This window comes from Promicromonospora sp. NPDC110617, from assembly GCF_055598465.1.
The window spans coordinates 233,586-255,022 of sequence record NZ_JBVKBM010000002.1; the positions used below are offsets into that span (position 1 = coordinate 233,586).

Here is a 21,437-nt window from a genome sequence, read left to right on the forward strand (position 1 = left end):
CCGGTTCACCGCCGCGGGTTCGCCCGCTTGGTCGGGACCGCCGTCAGCGGGTCCTCCGGCCAGGGGTGCCGGGGGTACCGGGCCCGCAGGTCGGCCCGGACCTGGGGGTAGCCCTGCTTCCAGAACGAGGCGAGATCGCTCGTGATCGCGGCCGGACGGCCCGCGGGCGAGAGCAGGTGCAGCACGACCGGGACGCGCCCGTCCGCGACGGCCGGGGTGACGGTCCAGCCGAACACCTCCTGCAGCTTCACGGCCAAGACTGGCGGCTCGACGCCGTCGTACGCGAGGCGGACGTCGGAACCCGACGGGACCTTGAGCCGTTCCGGGGCGAGCTCGTCGAGCCGGGCCGCCGCGGGCCAGGGCAGCAGCCGCCTCAGGGCCGAGGCCACGTCGATGCGGGCGAGGTCGCGCGCACCGCGCACCGATGCGAGCTCGGTGCCGAGCCAGTCGTCGAGACCGGCCAGCAGCGCGTCGTCGTCGACCGCGGGCCACGGGGCGCCGAGGTGGGCATGACAGAACGCCATCCGCCCCCGCAGGGCGAGCGCGGCGTCCGACCACCGCAGCACCGAGAGGCCATCGCGCCGGAGGCCGTCGCGGACGGCCGCCTGGACGAGCAGCGGGTCGGGCTTCGTCAGCGGGACGTCGCCCAGCACGATCGCGCCGAGCGTCTCGACGCGCCGCGTCACGACCCGGCCGTCGTCCCAGCGGATCTGGTCGGTGGTCGTGACCAGCTCGCCCGCGACGTCCCGTGCCGTGGCCTCGTCGATCGGCACCGCCGACCGGATCCGGGCGTCGGCGCGGCCGGGCGCCCGGTCGGCGACCGCGATCGCCAGCCAGGTCGTGGACCGCAGGGGCGACTGCGGATCCAGCGCGGCACCCGTGCCGCCGGACATCTGGTAGGTCACCGAGCCGGCCCCTCGCGCCCGCGCGATCCGCTCGGGGTACGCCAGCCCCACCACGATCCCCATCGCGAGATCGTCCGGTACAGCGAGCGTCGCCCGGCCGGCCGCCCCGTCCGGCGCGCCGCCCGCCGTCGTGCCCCGGCCCAGGCGCCTCGCCTCCTCCCGCCAGCGGGCCGTGGCGCCGCGGTCGTCGCCGCCGCGCAGGGCCCGCCAGCGGGCCGGCAGGTCGTCGCCCGCACCGCGGCCGGAGTCGTCCGAGAGCAGCGCGACGATCTCACGTGCTCGGTCCGCGCCGACCCGAGGCGTGCCGTCGAGCAGCGCACGGGCCAGGCGGGGGTGCGCCCCGACGGCTGCCATCCGCCGGCCCCGCTCGGTGACCCGGCCGGCGTCGTCCACGGCGCCGACCCGGCCCAGCAGCTCGGTGGCCGCGGTCATCGCGACCGCCGGCGGCGCGTCGAGCAGGGTCAGGCCGGCGCCGGCGGGCGCGCCCCATGCCGCGAGGTCCAGGGCGAAGGAGGCCAGGTCGGCGATCGCGATCTCCGGCGCCGGATGGTCGTCGAGCCGGCCGTGGTCGGTGGCGGACCAGCACCGGTAGACCCGGCCCGGCGCCTCGCGCCCGGCGCGCCCCGCCCGCTGGTCGGCCGACGACCGCGAGACCCGGCAGGTGACCAGCGTCCCGAGGCCGCGGGACTGGTCGGTGCGCGGCTCCCGGGCCAGGCCGGAATCGACCACCACCCGGACGCCGGGCACGGTCAGCGAGCTCTCCGCGACCGACGTCGTGACCACGATCCGGCGGGTGGCGGACGGCGCCAGCGCCCGGTCCTGCTCGGCCCGGGACTGGCGGCCGAACAACGGCAGCACGTTCTGGTCGGCCAGCCGCCGGGTCACGCCGTTGATCTCACCCTCGCCGGGGACGAACACGAGCACGTCGCCCTCGTTCTCGGCCAGGGCCCGCCGGACGACGGCCACGACGTGGTCCAGCAGGCGCGGGTCCACCCGCCCGCCGGGGAGCAGCGGCGTGGCGACCGGCGGCGGGGCCCACTCGACCGCGACGTCGAACAGCGCCCCGGACGCGGTGACCACGGGCGCCGGGACGTCCGTGCCCAGGGCGCGACTCAGCCGGACGGTGTCCGCCGTGGCCGACGTCGCGACGATCGCCAGGTCGTCGCGGAGGTTGGCCCGGACGTCGATCGCGAGCGCCAGCAGCAGGTCGGCGTCGAGGTGCCGCTCATGGCACTCGTCGATCACGATCGCGGACACGCCCGGCAGCTCCGGGTCCTGCTGCAGGCGGCGCACGAGGAGCCCCGTCGTCACGACCTCGACGCGCAGCCCTGTGCCGCCGCTGCGCTCGCCGCGCATCGCGTAGCCGATGCGCTGCCCGAGGGGTTCGCCGACGAGCGTCGCCAGCCGGGCGGCGGCCGCGCGGGTCGCCATCCTGCGCGGCTCGGCGACGATCACGGTGCCCCCGAGCGCGTCGGCGAGCGCGAGCGGCAGCAGCGACGTCTTCCCCGACCCGGGCGGCGCGACCAGCACCGCGGTGCCGCTCGACCGCACGGCGTCGACCGTGGCGGGCAGGACCGCCCGGACGGGCAGGTCCGCCCCGGGCACCGACGATTCAGGCAGCAGCACGCCCCGACCGTAACCGACGGACGCCCTGCAACAATGCGTTCTCGTGAACCATCTGCTGGACCTCGGGTCCCGGAAGTTCTGGCGACTGGTCGGCAGGCCGGTCGACCTGGCCGGGGAGCACTCCTGGCTGCGTGCTCCGGTGAGCCGGTCCTCCACCGTCGCGGACGGCTGGCTCGCCGCCGAGGCCGCGCACCACGGGGGCACGGTCGACGCCGAGGTCGCGAGCACGGGTCCGGCGGCGGGCCCGGCGCCCGGCCTGCTCCCCGCGATGACGGTCCTCGACGGCCCCGGGTTCGACGCCTCCGGGCTGGACCCACGGATCCGCGACTTCTACGAGCACACCGCGGCCTGGCACATGGAGGTGTGGAGCGGGTGGTCGCCGCTGTACTGGCCGGCCGGCGAGCTGGTCTCGCGGCTGTTCGCCCGCCGGGTGGAACAGCTCTCCCTCCCGATGCGCCCGCTCGACGTCGCCCACGGGATGGACAGCCGGGTCCGCGTGATCCGCGACCGCGACGGCGAGCAGGTGGGCGCCGCCTGGCTGCGGACGCTCCGGCCGTCGGGTCGCTACGTCTTCAGCGGCTGCTACTCGGCGCGCCGGCTCCCGGGCGCGGCGGGGCCGAGCGTCCACGTGGCGTTCCCGCTCGAGTCCGGCAACGTGCAGGTGTTCCTGCGCCCGGCCGTCAGCGCCGAGGGCGGGCTCGTCCTGGAGTCGCCCCGGGGCCGGTTCGGGCAGGACGGCGCGTACGTCGTCGCGCGCGACGGCGGACGGGACTTCGCGGCGCGCGTCCCGCTCCACGAGACCTTCCGCCTGTACGTCGACCCGTACGGTGTGCTCCGGACCGACCACGAGCTGCGGATGTGGCGCACCTGGATGATGCGGCTGCACTACAAGATGGAGCGCGCCCGATGATGCACACCTTCCACCTCGCCGAGCTGCCGGCCGCCGTGACGGCCCGCGCGCTGCTGCGAGCGCCGTCGGGCAGCACGACGCCCGGGCTGGACCACGCCGAGTGCCTGGCCCTCATGCGCCTGGGGGCGCCCGTCGTCTCCCCGGACCGGCTGCAGCTGCGGCGGATCGCGGTCTTCGCGCAGTGGCGTGACGAGGACGCCGTCGACCGCTTCCTGTCCGACGACGTCCTGGGCCGCCACCTGGCGACCGGCTGGCACGTCCGCCTGGAGTACCTGCGCCGCTGGTCCCGGCTGGCGGCACTGCCCGGCCTGCCCGCCCGGGCCGGGACCTGGGACCGGGACGAACCCGCGGTCGCGGTGACCGTCGCGCGGATGCGCCTGCCCGAGGTGCCTCGGTTCCTGCACTGGGGCCGGCCCGTCGAGCGTCAGGTACGCGATCACCCCGGCACCACGCTCGCCCTGGCCGCGATCCGGCCGCCGCGCACCATCTCCACGTTCTCGGTGTGGCGCACGGTGCGCGAGATGGAGGAGATGGTGCACGGCCGCACCGAACCCGCGGACCGGCGGCACGCGGACGCCATGGTCGAGCGCCGGCGCCGCGACTTCCACCACGAGTTCGCGACGTTCCGGTTCCGCCCGCTGTCGGAGCACGGCGCCTGGGAGGGGCGGACCGGGATCGTCCCGGTGGGCTGATCCCGGCCCCAGGTCGCCCCGTTTCCGGTCAGGAGGCGACGCGCGGCAGCAGCGTCTCGGTGAACTGCCAGATCAAGGACGAGTCGTGCGTGTGGAAGGCCGCCCCCGAGTAGTAGGTGCGGTTGCGGCCCTGGAGCGTGCCGAGGCGGCGGTAGAAGCCGGCGCGGACGGCGGCGGCCGGCACCGTCAGCTCGAACGGGGTGTGGCTGGCGAAGGTGGCGAAGTCGGGGCTCGTGGTCGGTACGGTGCCGGCCTCACCCAGGCGCAGGACGCTCGCCCGGATCTCGTTCTGCACCGCCCGGTCCGACAGCGGGACGGGGCTGCCGAACTTGACGTTGTGCAGGCCGGGGAGGCCGGTCGGGGAGATGACGTAGACGCCCGGGAGCTGGGGCGTGTTGTACGGGGTGTCCAGGCCGACGTTGCGCACCGACAGGTTGTCGGGGAGCCCGGAGTTGCGCAGCACACCGGTGTAGTAGGCGCTGTGGCGGAACTGGCCGAAGAGGTGGCGCTCCAGGCCGTCGAGGTCGAACCCGTCCAGGTTGCCGAGCAGGGGCGGGATCGTCACCAGGACCTTCCGGGCGCGGATCGTCCGCGGTCCGGCGGGCGTGTCGACGCGGACGGCGGCGTCCTTCCCGCCGTCCCGGTCGGTGGAGACGACGCGGCTGTTCAGCAGCACGTCGTCGCCCAGCTCGGCGAGCGCCTTCTCGTAGAGCTCGCTGTTGTTCCGGCGCGAGGTGCTGAGGAACCCGGTCTGGAGGTTGCGCAGGATGTCCGAGCCGAAGTTCTTCATCACGTAGAGGGTCGGCTGGCGCAGCAGGTCGCCGAGGCCCTGGCCGAACTGGACGACCGTCGGCACCACCTCGTCGAGGCCGTACCGGCGCACGAAGTCGCCGAACGGCAGGAGCAGGTCCGCCGGCACCGGGTCGGGCAGCTCGAAGCCGTGCTCCAGGTACGGGAACCTGGCGAGCTGCTCGCCGTACAGGGCCAGCGCCGCGCCGGGGTTCGGCGGCGTGTAGCCCTGCACCTCGCGGCCCGTGCGGTAGTCGGCGTAGAGGGTCTGCCCGCCGCCGAACGACGCCTTCTGCAGCGGGATGTCGAAGCGCTCGAACCACTGCCGCACCAGCGGCTGGTCGTGCCAGACGACGACGCCGATGTCGAGCGTGCCGCCCGTGGCGGGGTCGGTGTAGGTCTGCGTGTGCCCGCCGAGCCGCCCGTTGCGTTCGACCACGACGACGCTCTGCCCCAGCTCCCGGAGCCGGATCGCCGCGTACGTCCCGGCCGCGCCGCCGCCGATCACGACGACGTCGCGCACGATGTCGCCTCCGCCGCGCGCTTCCGCGCCGGCGGCGGGGCTCGCCGCCGCGGACCCGAGCGCCATCGCCCCGGCGCCCGTCCCGATCAGTCTCAGCATCTCTTTGCGGCTCAGGTTCATGGCGAGTTCCTCTCGAAGGGCAGCGCAGTGTCGCGGCGGGTGGATCTTCGTCACATCGGGGGTGCCGATTTGTCGCAAACGTCCGGTGCACCCTAGCAACGGAGGGTCGCGCGGCACAGGCCGCCAGATATCCTTCGGCGGTGCCAACGAAAGCGGGGATCGACCCGGACGAGCTCGCGACCACCCTCCGGGTGCTGGGCCAGCTCCATGACCTCGAGCCCGACCATCCCGACGTCCAGACGGTCAAACGGGCGACCGGCTACATGTGGAAGCTGCTCAAGAAGTCCCGCAAGGCAGCGGTCCGCGAGGAGATCCAGGCGCACGACCGGAGCATCATCGAGCGCACGGCGACCGGGTCGGCGGCGCGGATCGACGACGAGACCGCGGGCATCCCGCTGGTCTCCTCCGCGCCGGGCGCGTTCGCCGGGGAGCTGCGCACCGCCCGCGGCTGCTACATCTGCAAGACGGACTACACCCTGGTCGACTCGTTCTACCACTGGCTGTGCCCGGACTGCGCCGCGAAGAGCCACGCGCGCCGCGACCAGCGCACGGACCTGACCGGCCGCCGCGCTCTGCTCACCGGCGGGCGCGCGAAGATCGGCATGTACATCGCGCTGCGCCTGCTGCGCGACGGCGCCCACCTCACCGTCACCACCCGCTTCCCGAAGGACGCGGTGCGCCGCTTCTCGGCGATGCCCGACGCCGCCGACTGGCTGCACCGGCTCAAGATCGTCGGGATCGACCTGCGCGATCCCACCCAGGTGATCGCGCTGGCCGACGACGTCGCCGCGGCGGGCCCGCTCGACATCCTGATCAACAACGCGTGCCAGACGGTCCGCCGCTCCCCGGGGGCCTACTCCCAGCTCGTCACGGGCGAGTCGGCGCCGGTCGCCCCGCTGCCCCACGGGCTCCAGCCGCCGGAGATGGTCACGTTCGACCGCGTCTCGGAGGCGCACCCCGCAGCCATCGCGGGGGCGCTGACCGCGTTGTCGGTCGCCCACCGCGAGGGTCAGTCGCAGGACGACGCCGTCGCGACGCACACCGCGGCGTCCCTGACGGCGCTGGCCCTGAGGGCGGGCTCGGCCTCCCTGGACGCTCACCTGGCGGGCACGGCGGTCGACGCCGGCGGGCTGCTCCCCGACGTGCAGCAGAACAACTCGTGGACCCAGGTCGTGGACGAGGTCGACCCGCTGGAGCTCCTGGAGGTCCAGCTCTGCAACGCAATCGCGCCGTTCCTGCTCATCTCCCGGCTGCGTCCCGCGATGCGGGCCGCGACGGCCACGGCCCGGCGCGGGTACGTCGTCAACGTCTCGGCGATGGAGGGACAGTTCTCCCGCCGGTACAAGGGCGCGGGGCACCCGCACACCAACATGGCCAAGGCCGCCCTCAACATGCTGACCCGGACCTCGGCCGGGGAGATGCTCGAGAAGGACCGCATCCTGATGACCGCGGTCGACACCGGGTGGATCACGGACGAGCGCCCGCACCAGGAGAAGCTCCGGATCGCCGCCGAGGGCTGGCACGCGCCCCTCGACCTGGTCGACGGCGCGGCCCGGGTCTACGACCCGATCGTGCAGGGCGAGGCCGGGACCGATCTGTACGGCTGCTTCCTCAAGGACTACGAGCCGTCGCCCTGGTAGGGACGTGACAAAGGCGAAGCGCCGGGGAGCCGTAGCTCCCCGGCGCTTCGCCGTTGGTCAGGCGGGTGTCACCAGCCGCGCTCGGCCAGGCGGTGCGGCTCCGGGATCTCGTCCACGTTGATGCCGACCATGGCCTCGCCCAGGCCGCGCGAGACCTTGGCGATCACGTCGGCGTCGTCGAAGAACGTGGTCGCCTTGACGATGGCCTCGGCGCGCTGCGCCGGGTTGCCCGACTTGAAGATGCCCGAGCCGACGAAGACGCCCTCGGCGCCGAGCTGCATCATCATCGCGGCGTCCGCCGGGGTGGCGATGCCGCCCGCGGTGAACAGCACGACCGGCAGCTTGCCCGTGGTCGCGATCTCCTTGACCAGCTCGTACGGCGCCTGGAGCTCCTTGGCGGCCACGTACAGCTCGTCCTCGGGCAGCGACGTGAGGTGGCGGATCTGCGCGCGGATCTGGCGCATGTGCGTGGTCGCGTTCGAGACGTCGCCGGTGCCGGCCTCGCCCTTGGAACGGATCATGGCGGCGCCCTCGGTGATGCGGCGCAGCGCCTCGCCCAGGTTGGTCGCACCGCACACGAACGGCACGGTGAAGTTCCACTTCTCGATGTGGTTCGTGTAGTCCGCGGGGGTCAGCACCTCGGACTCGTCGATGTAGTCGACGCCGAGCGACTGCAGCACCTGCGCCTCGACGAAGTGCCCGATGCGCGCCTTCGCCATCACGGGGATCGAGACGGCCTCGATGATGCCGTCGATCATGTCGGGGTCGCTCATGCGCGACACGCCGCCCTGCGCACGGATGTCCGCGGGCACCCGCTCGAGCGCCATGACGGCCACCGCGCCCGCGTCCTCGGCGATCTTCGCCTGGTCGGGCGTGACGACGTCCATGATGACGCCGCCCTTGAGCATCTCGGCCATGCCGCGCTTGACGCGCGCGGTGCCGACCGTGCCCACGGTGTTCTCGCCGGTCACGGATTCAGTCACGGTTACCTCGCATAGTTCTCGCCGGTGGGATCGACGCCGGTCGTTCCGGGCGCGGTCGGCGCCCTGCCTCGATCTTATCGCCCGGTCTGCGGCGTCCCCGCCGCCGCCCGCAGAACGGTCACCTGCCGGACGGCGCGGTCAGCCGGCGCGGTCAGCCGGCGGACGGCTCCAGCCCGTGCGGCAGGGCGTCGTCGAGCTCGACGGTGCGCGGCATCGGCGCGCGGCCCGCCAGGTGGAACAGGCGCACGTACCAGAGCCTGCGCACCCGCCGGGCCTGTGCCACGGCCTCGTTGTGGAAGCGGCGGGCCAGCGTCACCCGGTACCAGGCGGACGCCAGACCCGCCACGACCTCGCCGGCCGGCCCCGCCCGCAGCTCCCGCACCGCCTCGGGCGAGCCGAACGCCTCCCGGAGCGTCGCCGTGAGCCCGGACTCGGCGCGTTCCCGCGCCGAGTCCAGCCCGTCCATCTTCAGGGCCGCGGCGGGCGAGGTGACGGGTCCGGCGTCGGACGCCGTGTACGCGGCGTCGGCCACCAGCACCGAGCTGGCCGGGTCCAGGGTGCCCGACGCCGCCAGCTCCACCGCCGCCGAGGCCCGCCGCACGAGCTGCGCGTCCAGGGCGATGCGCGACGCCGCGACCTTGCGGTGCAGCCGGTCGAGCCGGGAGGCGCCCTGCCAGGCGAACACCAGGGCCACGACGGCGGCCCCGAGCGCGATGAGCGCGATCTCCGACCAGGTCACGCGTCACCCCCGACCCGGCGCGGGAACAGCCCCATGATGCGGCCCACGGCGTCGCCGGCGATGGCGTGGTCGGCGTCGAGCGTCATCTCGTAGACGGCGAGCACCTGCTCGGTCACGCCGGACCAGTCGAACCGCTGCACCCACTGCGCCGCGTGGGCGCGGTAGGCGTCCCGCCGCGCCGGGTCGGCGATCAGGTCCAGCACGGTCGCGGCGAGGTCGGCGGGGTCGCCGGTGCGGAACAGCGCGCCCGCGGCGCCGTCGTCCAGGACGCGCTGGAAGGCGCCCAGGTCGCTGGCCACCACGACCGAGCCGGCGCTCATCGCCTCCACGAGCACGATGCCGAAGCTCTCGCCGCCGGTCTGCGGGGCCACGTACAGGTCGGCGGACGCGAGCAGCGCCGCTTTGTCGGCGTCGGACACCGCGCCCAGGAACTCGACGGACGACGCCCGCTCCCCCAGCGCCTCCCGCGTCTCGGCGACGATGCCGTTGCCCCGCCCGGCCACGAGGAACCGCGCGCCGGGCACCCGGTCCAGGATCGCCGGGACCGCCTGCACCAGCACGCTCAGCCCCTTGCGCGGCTCGTCCAGCCGGCCGAGGAAGGCGACGGTCGGCGCGTCGGGCGTGCCCGTCCACTCCGGCCGCCGGCCGCTGCTCGCAAACACCTGCGTGTACACCCCGTTCGGGATCACGACGGCGTCGCCGCCCAGGTGGTCCACGAGGGTGCGGCGCGCGTCCTCGGACACGGCGATCCGGGCGGCGATCTTCTCCAGCGACTGCCGCACCAGCGGGTAGGCGACCTGCAGCGCCCGCGAGCGCACCTGGGAGGTGTGGAAGGTGGCGACCACCGGCTCGGTGGCCTGCCACAGGGCGAGCATCGACAGCGACGGGACCATCGGCTCGTGCAGGTGGACGATGTCGAACGGGCTGCCCTCGATGCCGCCCTCCAGCCAGCGGCGCACCCGCGTGGCGGTGAGCGGTCCGAAGGTCAGCCGGGCGACCGAGCCGTTGTACGGCACGGGCACGGCCCGCCCGGCGGCGGTGACGACGTCGGGCAGCTCGGACTCGTCGCTGGACGGTGCCAGCACCGACACGTGGTGCCCCGCGGCCTGCAGCGCCTCGGCCAGGTCGCGCACGTGGAACTGGACGCCGCCGGGGGCGTCGAACGAGTACGGGCAGACGATGCCGACGCGCAGCGACCGGTGGCCGCGCCGCCGCGTGCCTCTCATCCGTTCTCCCGCGCGGGGGCCGGGTCAGGCTCGGCTTCGTCCGGCGCGGGGGTCAGGTCGGGCGGGATCGCGGACCGCCGTGCGGCCCGCTGGCGGGCCGGGCCCAGGTCGGCGACGAACACGCGCTGGAGCATGTGCCAGTCGTGGGTGTGCTCCACGATCGTCCCGGTGAGCTGGTCGACCCAGCCCTGGGTGAGGACCCGCGCCTGCTCGGCGCGCGGCAGCCCGACGTCGGGCGCGGGCAGGGGCGGGTAGAAGTGGATGACGATGCCCCACGGCGTGCCGGCGGCCCGGCGGCGGTCGCCGCGCAGCCGCTCGTAGGTGATGCCGACGGCGTGCACGGGGACGCCCGCCTCCAGGCCCAGGAGGGCCGGGCCGGCGGCCACGCGGGCACGGTGCCCGGCGAGGTCGACCTCGATGCCGGTCGACGTGAGGTCGCGGTCGCTGAGCAGCGGGATGAGCCGGCCGCCCTGCTTGGCGCCGCGCACCAGGGCGCCCAGCACGTCGCCGTTGCCGAGGGCCAGCACATCGATGCCGAGGGAGCCGCGGAACCGCACGAACTCCTCGAACAGCTCGTCGGGCTTGAGCCGCTCGGCGACGGTGAGCACGCCCGCGAGGTTCTGGGAGGCGTAGGCCCCGGCCAGGTCCCAGTTGCCCAGGTGGCCGAGGGCGAGCGAGACCGCGCCGCCGTCGGCGATCACGGGCCGGACGTGCTCGTCGTAGCCCTCCAGGCGCACGCGCGCCCGGAGCTTCTCGGAGGTGACGCCCTGGAGGGTGAAGGCCTCGCGGAAGTAGCGCATGTAGCTGCGCATGCCGACGCGCGACAGCCGGCGGACCGCCTTCTCGTCCAGCTCGGGCCGCACGCGCGCGTAGTTGCTCTCCATGCGCCGCACGCTCTTGCCGCGGCGCAGCCAGGTGACGTCGGCGACCGCGGTGAACACGGCCCGCAGCACGGGCTCGGGGATCTTCGTGGCGTTGCGCCACGCGAACGTGTAGGCCGCCGCGACGTCCATCAGGCGCCCTGTCCGGCCAGCGGGCCGTCGTGCTGCTCCAGGCCACGGCGGGCGAGCTGCGCCCGCACGGTGGCGATGCGCTGGAACACGGTCACCAGGCTCGCGAGCGCCAGCAGCGTGAGCACCACCTCCAGCACCACGACGGGCAGCCACTGCATGAACGTGAACGGGACGAGCGCGACGAGCAGTCGGTCGGCGCGCTCGGCGATCCCGACCTGTGCCGTCGCCCCGACGCTCTCGGCGCGGGCCCGCGCGTACGGGACGACGCTGCCCAGCACGAGGCAGGCCAGCGCGGCGGACGTGCCCCACAGGCCGTGGTGCTCGTCGGGGTGCAGCACGAACCAGAGGGTGATGCCGGCGAACACCGCGCCGTCGGACACCCGGTCCAGCGTGGAGTCGAGGAACGCGCCCCACGGGCCCGAGCGCCCGGCCTGGCGCGCCATGACCCCGTCGAGCGAGTCGAAGAGGACGAAGAAGCCGATGAGGAGGCCGCCGACGAGCGTGTGCCCCGTGGGGAACAGCGTCAGGGCCACCGCGGTGACCACGACGGTGCCGGCGATCGTCACCGCGTCCGGCGAGACCCGCAGGGCCAGCAGCAGGCGCGCCAACGGGGTGAACAGCGTGGTCATGAAGGAGCGCAGGCCCCGTAACATCAGTTCTCCTCTCCGCCCCCCGCGGTCTCCCAGGCCTCCGCGAGCCGACGACGGGTGTCCGCCAGCAGCTCGGGCAACGCCTTGGTCTGGCCCACCACGGGCAGGAAGTTCGCGTCGCCCAGCCAGCGCGGCACCACGTGCTGGTGCAGGTGCGCCGCGATGCCCGCGCCCGCGACCTCGCCCTGGTTGATACCAAGATTGAAGCCTGCGGGCGCGTGGACGGCGCGCGACACGCGCATGGCCTGCTGAGTCATCTGCGCCAGCTCGACCGTCTCGGCCTCGGTGAGGTCCGTGTAGTCCGAGACGTGCCGGTACGGGAGCACCATCATGTGCCCCGAGTTGTACGGGTACAGGTTCAGCACCACGTAGCACCGCTCCCCGCGGGCGACGACGAGGCCCTGCTCGTCGTCGCCCGCCGGGATGCGGCAGAACGGGCACTGCTGGGTGGTCCCGTCGGCCGGCTTGTCCTGCCCGCCGATGTAGACCATGCGGTGCGGCGTCCAGAGCCGCTGCAGGCCGTCGTCGGAGGGACCGAACGCCGTCGGCGACTCGGGAAGGGGCTCGCTGTTCATCCGAGGACGACCTTCAGGCCGGTCAGACCTGCACGCGGTCGCTGACCGCCTTCACGATCCGCTCGATCGCCTCGGCGACCGGCACCCCGTTCTCCTGGGTGCCGTCGCGGAAGCGGAACGACACGGCGCCCGCCTCGACGTCCTCCCCGCCCGCGATGAGCACGAACGGGACCTTCTCCTTGGACGCGTTGCGGATCTTCTTGCCGAACCGGTCGTCGGAGAGGTCGAGCTCGGCGCGGATGCCCTGGGCCTTCAGCTGGGCGACGACGTCCTTGAGGTAGTCGTCGAAGGCGTCGGCCACGGGCACGGCGAGCACCTGGACGGGCGCAAGCCAGGCCGGGAACTGGCCGGCGTAGTGCTCGATGAGCACACCCATGAACCGCTCGATGGAGCCGAACTTGGCCGAGTGGATCATCACCGGCTGCTGGCGGGTGCCGTCCGCTGCGGTGTACTCCAGCCCGAAGCCCTTGGGCTGGTTGAAGTCGTACTGCACGGTGCCCATCTGCCAGGTGCGGCCGATGGCGTCCTTCGCCTGCACGGAGATCTTGGGGCCGTAGAACGCGGCGCCGCCCGGGTCGGCCACGAGCTCCAGGCCGGTCTCACGCCCGACGCGCTCCAGGATCTCGGTGGCGGTGGCCCAGTCCTCCTCGGAACCCACGAACTTGTCCGGCTTGGAGTCGTCGCGCGTGGACAGCTCCAGGTAGAAGTCGTCCAGGCCGAAGTCGCGCAGCACGCTGAGCATGAAGTCGAGCAGGTGCTTGACCTCGCCCGGCGCCTGCTCGGGCGTCACGTAGGAGTGCGAGTCGTCCTGGGTCAGGCCGCGCACGCGCGTCAGGCCCTGCACCACGCCGGACTTCTCGTACCGGTAGACCGACCCGAACTCGAACAGGCGCAGCGGCAGCTCACGGTAGGAGCGCCCGCGTGAGGCGAAGATCAGGTTGTGCATGGGGCAGTTCATGGCCTTGAGCCGGTACTTGGACCCCTCGAGGTCCATCTCCGGGAACATGGTGTCCGCGTAGTACGGCAGGTGGCCCGAGGTGTGGAACAGCCCGTCCTTGGTGATGTGCGGGGTGCCGACGTAGGAGAAGCCCTCCTCGATGTGGCGCTGGCGGACGTAGTCCTCCATGACCCGCTTGATCACACCGCCCTTGGGGTGGAACAGCGGCAGGCCCGAGCCCACCTCGTCGGAGAAGCTGAACAGGTCCATCTCGGCGCCGATGCGGCGGTGGTCGCGGCGCTCGGCCTCGGCCAGGCGCTCCAGGTACGCCTTCAGCTCGTCCTTGGACGGCCATGCCGTGCCGTAGACGCGCTGCAGCATCGGGTTCTTCTCGCTGCCACGCCAGTAGGCGGCGGCGTTGCGCATGAGCTGCACGCCGTTGCCGATGAGGCGGGTGTTCGGCAGGTGCGGGCCGCGGCACAGGTCCTTCCAGACCACGGTCTCGCTCTCGCGGCCGGCGCCCCGCACGTTGTCGTAGATGGTCAGCTCGGCGCCGCCGACCTCGACGGCCTCGCCGCTGTCGCCGTCGTCCGCGCCGCCCTTGAGGCCGATGAGCTCCAGCTTGTACGGCTCGTTCGCCAGCTCGGCCCGCGCCTCGTCCTCGGTGACGACGCGGCGGCGGAAGGTCTGGCCCTCCTTGATGATGCGCGCCATGGTCTTGTCGAGGGCCTTGAGGTCCTCGGGCGTGAACGGGGTCTCGACGTCGAAGTCGTAGTAGAAGCCGTCCGTGACGGGCGGGCCGATGCCCAGCTTCGCGTCCGGGTTGACCTGCTGCACGGCCTGGGCCAGCACGTGCGCGGCGCTGTGCCGCAGCACGGCGAGGCCGTCGGGCTCGCCGATGGTCACCGGCTCGACCTTGTGGCCGGCCGGGATCCCGCGGTCGAGGTCCCACAGTTCACCGTCCACACGCACGACGACCACGTCGCGGCGGTCGCCGTACAGCTCGACGCCGGTGGTCGTGGCCGTGGTCGTCGTCGCCTCCGTGGAGTTCTGCGCCGGCGTCTCGCCGGCGGCGAGGTCGGTGGGGCTGGGCGGCGATGCGACGTCGGACACAGGAGTGCTCCTTGGGGAACGGAAGACGAAATGGATCGAGGGGCACCGTCCGCGCGGACGGTGCCCCTCGATCGTACCGACACAGTGCCGGTCCCGTGCTCGCGGTCGCACCGCGGGCGGACCGACGGATCAGCTGTCGCGGAAGTCCTTGGCCTTCTCACCCAGCGAGTTGATCGCGCCGTCGGCCTGGTCGGGCGCGAACTCCTTGAGCTTGTCGGTGGCGGCGTCGACGTTCTCGTCGGTGAGCTGCTCCTTCGCCTTGGCGACGTTGTCCGGGTCGGTCACGAACTCCTTGGCCTTGTCAAAAAGCCCCATGGTTCGACTCCTCTTCGACACTGGCACACCAGGTGCGCCCCCTGCGCACGACGGGGTCCCGCCGGCACCCCGAACCTACGCGCAGGGGGCCTCGCGCGCGCGGCAACCCGGCCCGACCTGGTATCTCGCAGGGCTGAAAAAGTCGGCGTGGGACGCCGCCGTCTCGTAACGTCAGCCTGTGGAGTACCTGATCGTCGCAGTCGTCGCCGCCATCCTGATCATCGCCGTCACCTCGCTCGCGCCCAGGGCCGGCGTCGCGGCCCCGCTGGTCCTGGTGGTGCTCGGCGCGGGCGTCAGCCTGTTGCCGTGGGTACCGGCGGTCGAGATACCCCCCGAGGTCATCCTCGGCGGCGTGCTGCCCCCGCTGCTCTACTCCGCCGCGGTCGGGCTGCCGTCGATGGACTTCCGGCGGGACTTCACGGCCATCGGCGGCCTGTCCGTCACGCTCGTGGTGATCAGCTCGGTGCTGCTCGGGCTGCTCTTCCGCTGGTTGATCCCCGGGATCGACCTCGCCACGGCGATCGCGCTGGGCGCCATCGTCAGCCCGACGGACGCCGTCGCGACCTCGATCGTGAAACGGCTCGGGGCGTCCCCGCGCAGCGTCACGATGCTGGAGGGCGAGTCCCTGCTCAACGACGCCTCCGCCCTCGTGCTGCTGCGGTCCGCGATCGCGGCCACCGCGGCCTCCGTCAGCCTGTGGGAGGTCGTGGGCGACTTCGCCTACGCCGCCCTGGTGGCCGTGGCGATCGGCGTTCCCGTCGGCTGGCTGGGCCTGCGGGTGCGCCGCCGGCTCGGCCACGCCGCCCTGAGCACCGCCATGTCGTTCGTGGTCCCGTTCGTCGCCTACATCCCGGCCGAGGAGCTCGGCGCGTCCGGCCTGGTGGCCGTCGTCGCGGCGGGCCTCGTGACCGGCAACGGCTCGCCGCGCTACCTGCGCCCGCAGGACCGGATCGCGGAACGCTCCAACTGGCACACCGTCGAGCTGCTGCTCGAGGGCGCCGTGTTCCTCATCATGGGCATCGAGCTGTTCGCGCTGATCGAGGACGTCGAGGCCGGGAGCGGGTCCGTCTGGCAGGCCTTCGGAGTCGCCGCCATCGCCGCCGTGGCGATCCTCCTGGTGCGCGCCGCGTTCGTCACGCCGCTGATCGGCATCCAGGCGCGCCGGGCCCGGCGGGGCGAGGCCGTGCGCGAGACCCTCACCGCGTTCCAGGACCGGATCGACCAGCGCGCGGCCGCGGCCCCGCAAGCCTCCCCGGAACCGGACCAGGCCACGGGGCGGCGCACGGGCCGCCGCTCGACGGCCGAGCGCCTGGAGCGGATCCAGGGCACGCTGCGGCGCCGGACCGCCGACATCGACTACGACCTCGCCCGGCCGCTCGGCTGGCGCGAGGGCACGCTGCTGGTGTGGGCGGGCATGCGCGGCGTGGTCACCCTCGCGGCGGCACAGACGCTGCCGGGCGGACCCGACGGGACCCCGCACCGGTCGTTCCTCATCCTGGTCGCCTTCGGCGTCGCGTTCGGCACGCTCCTGGTCCAGGGCAGCACCCTGCCCTGGGTTGCGCGGCGGCTCGGGCTGGTCGGGCAGGACACGGCGGGCGACCTGCCCGCGCTGCGGCGCGAGACGGAGCAGGCGGCGCGCGACTTCCTGGCGGACCCGCACCGCCCGGACGGCACGCCGTACGACGCCGGCGTGGTCGCCCGGGTGCGCAAGGACACCTACCGGGAGCACGAGTCGCAGGACGAGGACGCGGTGCTCACCAAGGACCGCTTCATCCAGTACCGGGAGCTGCGGCTCGCGACGATCGCCGCCCAGCGCGAGGAGCTGCTCGCCGCGCGTTCCGCCGGCACCTACGACTCGGCGCAGCTCGGCACCGCCCTGGAGCTGCTGGACGCCGAGCAGATCGCCGTCGAGATGCGCAAGGGCCGGTTTTCCCTGCGCGAGGAGGACCCGGAGCGCTAGCCTCCGGGCGTGACGGACTACACACCGCTCCATCTGGACTGGCCGGGCTGCCTGAACGTCCGTGACCTGGGCGGGCTCCCGCTCACGGGCGGCGGCACGATCCGCGAGCGCGTGCTGGTGCGCTCCGAGTGCCCCAGCTACCTGACCGACGTCGGCGTCGCCGCCGCCACGGCCTACGGGCTGGCGCGGGTCATCGACCTGCGCCGGCCGGAGGAGCTCGAGCAGTGGCCGAGCCCGCTGGTCGGCGGGACCACCCTGCACCTGCCCGTGCAGGGCCCCGGCGACCCCGAGGAGGGGCCGTGGGTACACCTCTACCAGGGCATGCTGGACCGGCGCCCGGAGCTGTTCGCGCGCGCCGTGGCGGCGATCGCGGACGCGCCCGAGGGGCCCGTGCTGGTGCACTGCGCCGCCGGGAAGGACCGCACGGGCCTGGTCGTGGCGCTCGCGCTCACGCTCGCCGGGGCGGACGTCGATGCCCTCGCCGACGACTACGAGGTCACCAACGAGCGGCTCGCGCCCCGGTACGTCGAACGGGCGGCCGAGCCGGGCTACGACCGGCCCGCCGAGCGCCGGGTCCCGCCCGCCCGGCACGTCATCCTCGGGGCGCTGGAGCACCTGACCACCCGGCACGGCGGCGTCGAGGCGTACCTGGGCCGCGGCGGGCTCACGCCGGGGCATGTGCGGGCCCTGCGCTCCAGGCTGCGTCCCTAGCTCCCGGGGAAGGCCAGCTCCTGCCACCGGCCCGCCTCGTCCGCCGTCAGCGCGCGGCCGAAGATCGCCAGCCGGTCGGCGCCGCCGGACTGCCGCTCGCCGCCGTCCCGGTTCGCGCCGACGTGCAGGGTGCGCGACGTGCACGCGTTCGCCGCCTCGTACCCGCCGATCGTTGCGGTGGCCGCCTGCGCGCCGTCGACGTACACGGTGATCAGACCGGTGGTCGAGAGGGTCACGACCAGCTCGAACCAGCGGTCGGTCGGGACGACGGCGCTCGTCGTCGTCCCTGTGCCCGCGGTGATGACGCGGACGTTGTTCGACGGCGTCGTGTCGATCATGATGCCGTCGGAGTCGCTGCTCGCCGACCGGTGGTCGAACAGGCGCCGATGACCCGACTGACCGCTGTCGATCGTGAACTCGCCGGCGAACGTCGACTCCTCGAGGTACCCGAGCGGGAACGGCTCGGTGCTCGTGACGTACCCCGTGGTCGCGAGCCGCTGGGCCGCGCCGGTCGGGCCCTCGGCGAGCACGCCGAGGGTGCCCTCCACGCGCCAGTCGTGGTTGTTGCCGGACTGGTCGCCGTCGGCGTCGCCGCCGAGGTTCCACGCGACGAGCGTGCCGTCGGGGTCGGGCACCGGGCAGGGCGTCGGCGGTCTGACCCGCACCACCGCGGTGCGGGTGAGCGTCGCGTCGCCCGTGGCCAACGTCGCGGTGAGCGGCGACCGGCCCGAGGGGTCGCCCGCGCCGACGGTGACGGTCACGGTCCGCTCGACGCTCCTGCCGGGCCGGATCGTGCCGAGCACCACCTCCGCGGGCTCGACCGCCCAGCCCGGCGTGCCGGCGTCCGGGACGCCGACGCGCACGACCGCGCCCTCGACCCGCGTCGAACCGGTCGCCTCCGCGCGTACGGTGACCGGGATCGCGTCACCCGTGGTCGCCGTCGCGGGCGCCGTGACCGACAGCGCCACCGCGGCCTTGGCCACGTACCGCTGCCCGGCCCGCGCCTGGAAGACCACGACGCCGTCCTCGACCGTCGACCGGACGGCCCGGCCCCGGTCGTCCGTCAGCGCGAACAGGCCCGGCTGGAAGATCTGGTTGGCGACCCGCAGCTCGCCGTCGGCGGCCGGCCGGACACCGATCTGCCGCACCGATCCGCCCTCCCACCGGGCGTCGACCTCGACGTCGCCGCGGGCCTTCAGGCCCGAGTACGAGCCGTCCGGCCAGGCCGTCGGCAGCGCGGGCAGCACGTCGATCCGCCCGGCCTGGCTCTGCAGCAGCATCTCCGCAACGCCGGACGTCGCGCCGAAGTTGCCGTCGATCTGGAACGGCGGGTGGTCGTCCCACAGGTTGTCGAGCGTCGAGCCCTTGAGCTGCTCGGAGAGCAGCTTGTGCGCACGGTCGCCGTCGAGCAGGCGCGCCCAGAAGTTGATCTTCCACGCCTTCGACCACCCCGTGCCGCCGTCGCCGCGCCCCTCCAGCGTGGTGCGCGCGGCCGCGGCGAGCTCCGGTGTCGCGGCGGGCGAGACGGCCGTGCCGGGGAAGAGCGCGTAGAGGTGGGAGACGTGCCGGTGCTGGTTGGTGGGGTTGTCGAGCGCCTGCTCGACCTTCCACTCCTTGAGCTGGCCCCACGACCCGATCGCGAGGCCCGGGTAGATGCCCCGCAGCTTCTCGTCGAGGTCGGCGAGGTAGGCGGCGTCGTCCTCGCCGGTGAGCTCGGCGGCGGCCGCGGCCGAGGTCAGCAGCTCGGTGACGATCTGCTGCGAGATCGACGCCCCGACCGTGAAGTCGCCCTGCTCGGGCGAGTAGCTCGGCGTGACCACGTAGGTGCCGTCCGTGTCGCGCACGAGGAAGTCGATCCAGAACTCCGACACCGCCTTGAGCATCGGGTAGGCGCGCTCCCGCAGGAACCGCTCGTCCCCGGTGAAGAGGTAGTGCTGCCAGTAGTGCTGGGCGAGCCACGCCGCGGCGTCCGGCTGCCAGAACGACTGCGGGTACTGGTGGAACCCGGTGAACCCGTAGGGGTTCGTCTCGTTCCCCACGACCCAGCCGCGCGCGCCGTACATCTGGCTCGCCGTCACCGTTCCCGGGGCGACCATCGAGTCCACGTAGTCGAAGAACGGTTCGGTGGTCTCGGAGAGGTTCGTGGTCTCGGCCGGCCAGTAGTTCATCTGCAGGTTGATGTTCACGTGGTAGTCGGCGTCCCACGGCGGGTTGTTCACCCGGTTCCAGACGCCCTGCAGGTTGGCGGGGAGCGAGCCGCCGCGCGAGGACGAGACGAGCAGGTACCGGCCGTACTGGAAGTACAGCGCCTCCAGGGCCCGCGCGCTCTCGGGGTCGGTGGCCGACCTGTACTCCGCCAGCAGCTCGTCCGTGGGGACGTCGGGGAGCCGGGCGCCGAGGTCGAGCTCCACCCGGTCGAAGAGGCCCCGGCAGTCGCTCTGGTGGCGCGTCAGGAGCGCCTTGAACCCGCGGCCGGACGCCGCGTCCACCGCCCGGGTGACCTGCCCGTGGGGGTCGACGCCGGTGCGGTAGCCGGCCGCGTGGTCCATCGCGAAGTCGGTGGCGGCGCCGAGCACGAGCGTGACGGAGGTCGCGCCCCGGACGCCGACCGTCCCGTCGCCGTTCGTCACCGTGCCGCCCTGGTTGAGCACCTGGAGCTGTGACTCGAAGCGCAGCCCGTTGTTCGCGAGCCGCCCCGCCGTCGTGAGCCGCCCGCCCTCGGCCGTGCGGGTCACCTCCGTGCGCCCGCCCGGCAGGTTCAGTCGCGCGTCGAAGCCGATCGAGCCACGCTCGTCGGCCGTCAGACGCACGACGACGACGTCGTCGGCCGCGGAGGCGAAGTACTCGCGCGTGTAGCCGACGCCGTCGGCGGTGAACGACGTGGTCACCACCGAGTCGCCGATGTCGAGCTGCCTGCGGTAGTCGCCGGCCTCCCCGATGCCCGTCGTGGTGAGGTCGAGGTCGCCGAAGGTCTGGTAGGACCCGAAGTTGAGCTTCGGCTTGCCCAGGAGGTCCGCCATCGTCTCGGGTGCGACGCCGCCGGTCGGCGACTGCGCGATGAGCTGCCGGGCCTCGTCGATCGTCTGGGGCCCGCGGCCGTCGGTCCAGTTGCCGTGGTCGTAGCCGCCCTGCGCACCGGGTCCTCCGGTCCAGAGGCTCTTCTCGTTGAGCTGGAGCTTCTCGTCGGTGACGCCCCCGTAGACGACGGCGCCCAGCGCACCGTTGCCGATCGGCAGCGCGCGCTGCTCCCAGTTGCGCTGGTGGTCACCCTCGGTGGACAGCGGCTCGTCGAACCAGATCGTGTCGGGCGCGCCCTCGAGGCGTGGTCGGTCGTCCCGCACGGTGGTGTCCTCCGGTGCTGTCGTGTCCTGCGAGGCGGCCATGGCGGGAACCGCCGCGGCGGCCATCGGTGCGGCGAGCAGCAGCGCCAGTGCTGTCGCCAGCACGCGTCGAGCAGGTCGGCGCATCAGCAGTGGGTTCGAGCGGCAGGTCATCATCGGCCTCCGGACCATCGACGTCGTCGTCGTCCCCTGCGCCACCGTGGACGCCGGGCGGTGCTCGCGAGCATTCAAGCAACGCGCCCGGAGCGGTGTCAACCAAACACCTGATGTTTCCTTGGACGCACCGGCCTGAGACCCCTGCGGACGGGACGATTCAGGCGCCACTTGCGCCGAGAGATCCGATGTATGGGACCAGTCCACCGGCGCCGGGCATGCGAAAGGCCCCCTGGCCTGCGTCTCCGCAGGCCAGGGGGCCTTGCCGTGCTGGTGGGCGATACTGGGATCGAACCAGTGACCTCTTCCGTGTCAGGGAAGCGCGCTACCGCTGCGCCAATCGCCCGAGGTGGGTACGGGATTCGAACCCGTGTGTACGGCTTTGCAGGCCGCTGCCTCGCCTCTCGGCCAACCCACCGTGCTCCCCACCAAAGCGGGTATCGAGCGGATGACGGGACTTGAACCCGCGACCCTCACCTTGGCAAGGTGATGCTCTACCACTGAGCTACATCCGCG

At 73.4% G+C, this 21,437-nt stretch carries 16 protein-coding genes and 3 tRNA genes; 5 read left to right on the forward strand and 14 right to left on the reverse strand.

The genetic code is table 11. The annotated features are described in order from the left end of the window. Positions 1-5: 5 nt before the first annotated feature. Positions 6-2,531, reverse strand: coding sequence for an ATP-dependent helicase HrpB (gene hrpB / locus ACZ7LE_RS11850; protein WP_470403478.1), 2,526 nt, complete (start codon positions 2,529-2,531; stop codon positions 6-8). Between the two features lie 43 nt (positions 2,532-2,574). On the opposite strand from hrpB, the gene ACZ7LE_RS11855 reads away from it, so the two are divergent. Both ACZ7LE_RS11855 and ACZ7LE_RS11860 read left to right on the forward strand, forming a co-directional pair. Next, positions 2,575-3,441: a hypothetical protein gene (locus tag ACZ7LE_RS11855; protein ID WP_470403479.1), complete on the forward strand. Its 867-nt coding sequence runs from the start codon at positions 2,575-2,577 to the stop codon at positions 3,439-3,441. After that, positions 3,438-4,133 carry a hypothetical protein gene (locus ACZ7LE_RS11860; RefSeq protein WP_470403480.1) on the forward strand — a complete coding sequence of 232 codons (696 nt, stop codon included), beginning with the start codon at positions 3,438-3,440 and terminating at the stop codon, positions 4,131-4,133. Before ACZ7LE_RS11855 ends, ACZ7LE_RS11860 begins: the two co-directional genes overlap by 4 nt. A 28-nt stretch (positions 4,134-4,161) precedes the next feature. On the opposite strand, the gene ACZ7LE_RS11865 is transcribed toward ACZ7LE_RS11860, so the two are convergent. Further along, positions 4,162-5,565 (reverse strand): FAD-dependent oxidoreductase, encoded by a 1,404-nt coding sequence (locus ACZ7LE_RS11865; RefSeq protein WP_470403481.1) that lies wholly within the window; start codon positions 5,563-5,565, stop codon positions 4,162-4,164. A gap of 140 nt (positions 5,566-5,705) precedes the next feature. On the opposite strand from ACZ7LE_RS11865, the gene ACZ7LE_RS11870 reads away from it, so the two are divergent. Beyond that, positions 5,706-7,205 (forward strand): SDR family NAD(P)-dependent oxidoreductase, encoded by a 1,500-nt coding sequence (locus ACZ7LE_RS11870; protein ID WP_470403482.1) that lies wholly within the window; start codon positions 5,706-5,708, stop codon positions 7,203-7,205. A gap of 68 nt (positions 7,206-7,273) precedes the next feature. Here ACZ7LE_RS11870 and pdxS read toward each other — a convergent pair whose 3' ends face one another. The 8 genes from pdxS to ACZ7LE_RS11910 form a co-directional block, all read right to left on the reverse strand. Next, a complete protein-coding gene (gene pdxS / locus ACZ7LE_RS11875) occupies positions 7,274-8,176 on the reverse strand; it encodes a pyridoxal 5'-phosphate synthase lyase subunit PdxS (protein ID WP_470404544.1) in 903 nt (300 codons plus the stop codon). Positions 8,177-8,339: 163 nt separating this feature from the next. Then, a complete protein-coding gene (locus ACZ7LE_RS11880; RefSeq protein WP_470403483.1) occupies positions 8,340-8,927 on the reverse strand; it encodes a hypothetical protein in 588 nt (195 codons plus the stop codon). Then, positions 8,924-10,153 carry a glycosyltransferase family 4 protein gene (locus tag ACZ7LE_RS11885; protein ID WP_470403484.1) on the reverse strand — a complete coding sequence of 410 codons (1,230 nt, stop codon included), beginning with the start codon at positions 10,151-10,153 and terminating at the stop codon, positions 8,924-8,926. The genes ACZ7LE_RS11880 and ACZ7LE_RS11885 overlap by 4 nt, the downstream gene beginning before the upstream one ends. After that, on the reverse strand, positions 10,150-11,166 hold the full coding sequence (locus ACZ7LE_RS11890) for a phosphatidylinositol mannoside acyltransferase (protein ID WP_470403485.1): 1,017 nt from the start codon (positions 11,164-11,166) through the stop codon (positions 10,150-10,152). Before ACZ7LE_RS11890 ends, ACZ7LE_RS11885 begins: the two co-directional genes overlap by 4 nt. After that, positions 11,166-11,819 (reverse strand): phosphatidylinositol phosphate synthase, encoded by a 654-nt coding sequence (gene pgsA / locus ACZ7LE_RS11895; RefSeq protein WP_470403486.1) that lies wholly within the window; start codon positions 11,817-11,819, stop codon positions 11,166-11,168. The genes ACZ7LE_RS11890 and pgsA overlap by 1 nt, the downstream gene beginning before the upstream one ends. Further along, positions 11,819-12,391 carry an HIT family protein gene (locus tag ACZ7LE_RS11900; protein WP_377232887.1) on the reverse strand — a complete coding sequence of 191 codons (573 nt, stop codon included), beginning with the start codon at positions 12,389-12,391 and terminating at the stop codon, positions 11,819-11,821. The genes pgsA and ACZ7LE_RS11900 overlap by 1 nt, the downstream gene beginning before the upstream one ends. A 22-nt stretch (positions 12,392-12,413) precedes the next feature. Beyond that, positions 12,414-14,441: a threonine--tRNA ligase gene (gene thrS, locus ACZ7LE_RS11905; RefSeq protein WP_470403487.1), complete on the reverse strand. Its 2,028-nt coding sequence runs from the start codon at positions 14,439-14,441 to the stop codon at positions 12,414-12,416. A gap of 129 nt (positions 14,442-14,570) precedes the next feature. Then, positions 14,571-14,756 carry a hypothetical protein gene (locus ACZ7LE_RS11910; protein WP_470403488.1) on the reverse strand — a complete coding sequence of 62 codons (186 nt, stop codon included), beginning with the start codon at positions 14,754-14,756 and terminating at the stop codon, positions 14,571-14,573. Positions 14,757-14,934: 178 nt separating this feature from the next. Here ACZ7LE_RS11910 and ACZ7LE_RS11915 point away from each other — a divergent pair, with 178 nt between their 5' ends. Both ACZ7LE_RS11915 and ACZ7LE_RS11920 read left to right on the forward strand, forming a co-directional pair. Then, positions 14,935-16,716: a cation:proton antiporter gene (locus tag ACZ7LE_RS11915; protein ID WP_470403489.1), complete on the forward strand. Its 1,782-nt coding sequence runs from the start codon at positions 14,935-14,937 to the stop codon at positions 16,714-16,716. 9 nt (positions 16,717-16,725) lie between these two features. After that, positions 16,726-17,427: a tyrosine-protein phosphatase gene (locus ACZ7LE_RS11920; protein ID WP_470403490.1), complete on the forward strand. Its 702-nt coding sequence runs from the start codon at positions 16,726-16,728 to the stop codon at positions 17,425-17,427. Here the strand turns inward: ACZ7LE_RS11920 and ACZ7LE_RS11925 are convergent. The 4 genes from ACZ7LE_RS11925 to ACZ7LE_RS11940 form a co-directional block, all read right to left on the reverse strand. Then, positions 17,424-20,873 carry a glycosyl hydrolase family 95 catalytic domain-containing protein gene (locus ACZ7LE_RS11925; protein WP_470403491.1) on the reverse strand — a complete coding sequence of 1,150 codons (3,450 nt, stop codon included), beginning with the start codon at positions 20,871-20,873 and terminating at the stop codon, positions 17,424-17,426. The two genes, ACZ7LE_RS11920 and ACZ7LE_RS11925, sit on opposite strands and share 4 nt — an antisense overlap. Before the next feature lie 319 nt (positions 20,874-21,192). Continuing rightward, positions 21,193-21,267, reverse strand: a tRNA-Val gene (locus ACZ7LE_RS11930). Between the two features lies 1 nt (position 21,268). Continuing rightward, positions 21,269-21,339 (reverse strand) — tRNA-Cys (locus ACZ7LE_RS11935). A 25-nt stretch (positions 21,340-21,364) separates the two neighbouring features. Beyond that, positions 21,365-21,436 (reverse strand) — tRNA-Gly (locus tag ACZ7LE_RS11940). Position 21,437 lies beyond the last annotated feature (1 nt).

What these genes read in the sequence shown, in the direction of transcription:
- ACZ7LE_RS11860 (WP_470403480.1), top strand. Translation starts at nt 3,438, where the DNA reads ATGATGCACACCTTCCACCTCGCCGAGCTGCCGGCCGCCGTGACGGCC.
- ACZ7LE_RS11865 (WP_470403481.1), bottom strand. Translation starts at nt 5,565, where the DNA reads ATGAACCTGAGCCGCAAAGAGATGCTGAGACTGATCGGGACGGGCGCC.
- ACZ7LE_RS11885 (WP_470403484.1), bottom strand. Translation starts at nt 10,153, where the DNA reads ATGAGAGGCACGCGGCGGCGCGGCCACCGGTCGCTGCGCGTCGGCATC.
- ACZ7LE_RS11890 (WP_470403485.1), bottom strand. Translation starts at nt 11,166, where the DNA reads ATGGACGTCGCGGCGGCCTACACGTTCGCGTGGCGCAACGCCACGAAG.
- pgsA (WP_470403486.1), bottom strand. Translation starts at nt 11,819, where the DNA reads ATGTTACGGGGCCTGCGCTCCTTCATGACCACGCTGTTCACCCCGTTG.
- ACZ7LE_RS11900 (WP_377232887.1), bottom strand. Translation starts at nt 12,391, where the DNA reads ATGAACAGCGAGCCCCTTCCCGAGTCGCCGACGGCGTTCGGTCCCTCC.
- ACZ7LE_RS11910 (WP_470403488.1), bottom strand. Translation starts at nt 14,756, where the DNA reads ATGGGGCTTTTTGACAAGGCCAAGGAGTTCGTGACCGACCCGGACAAC.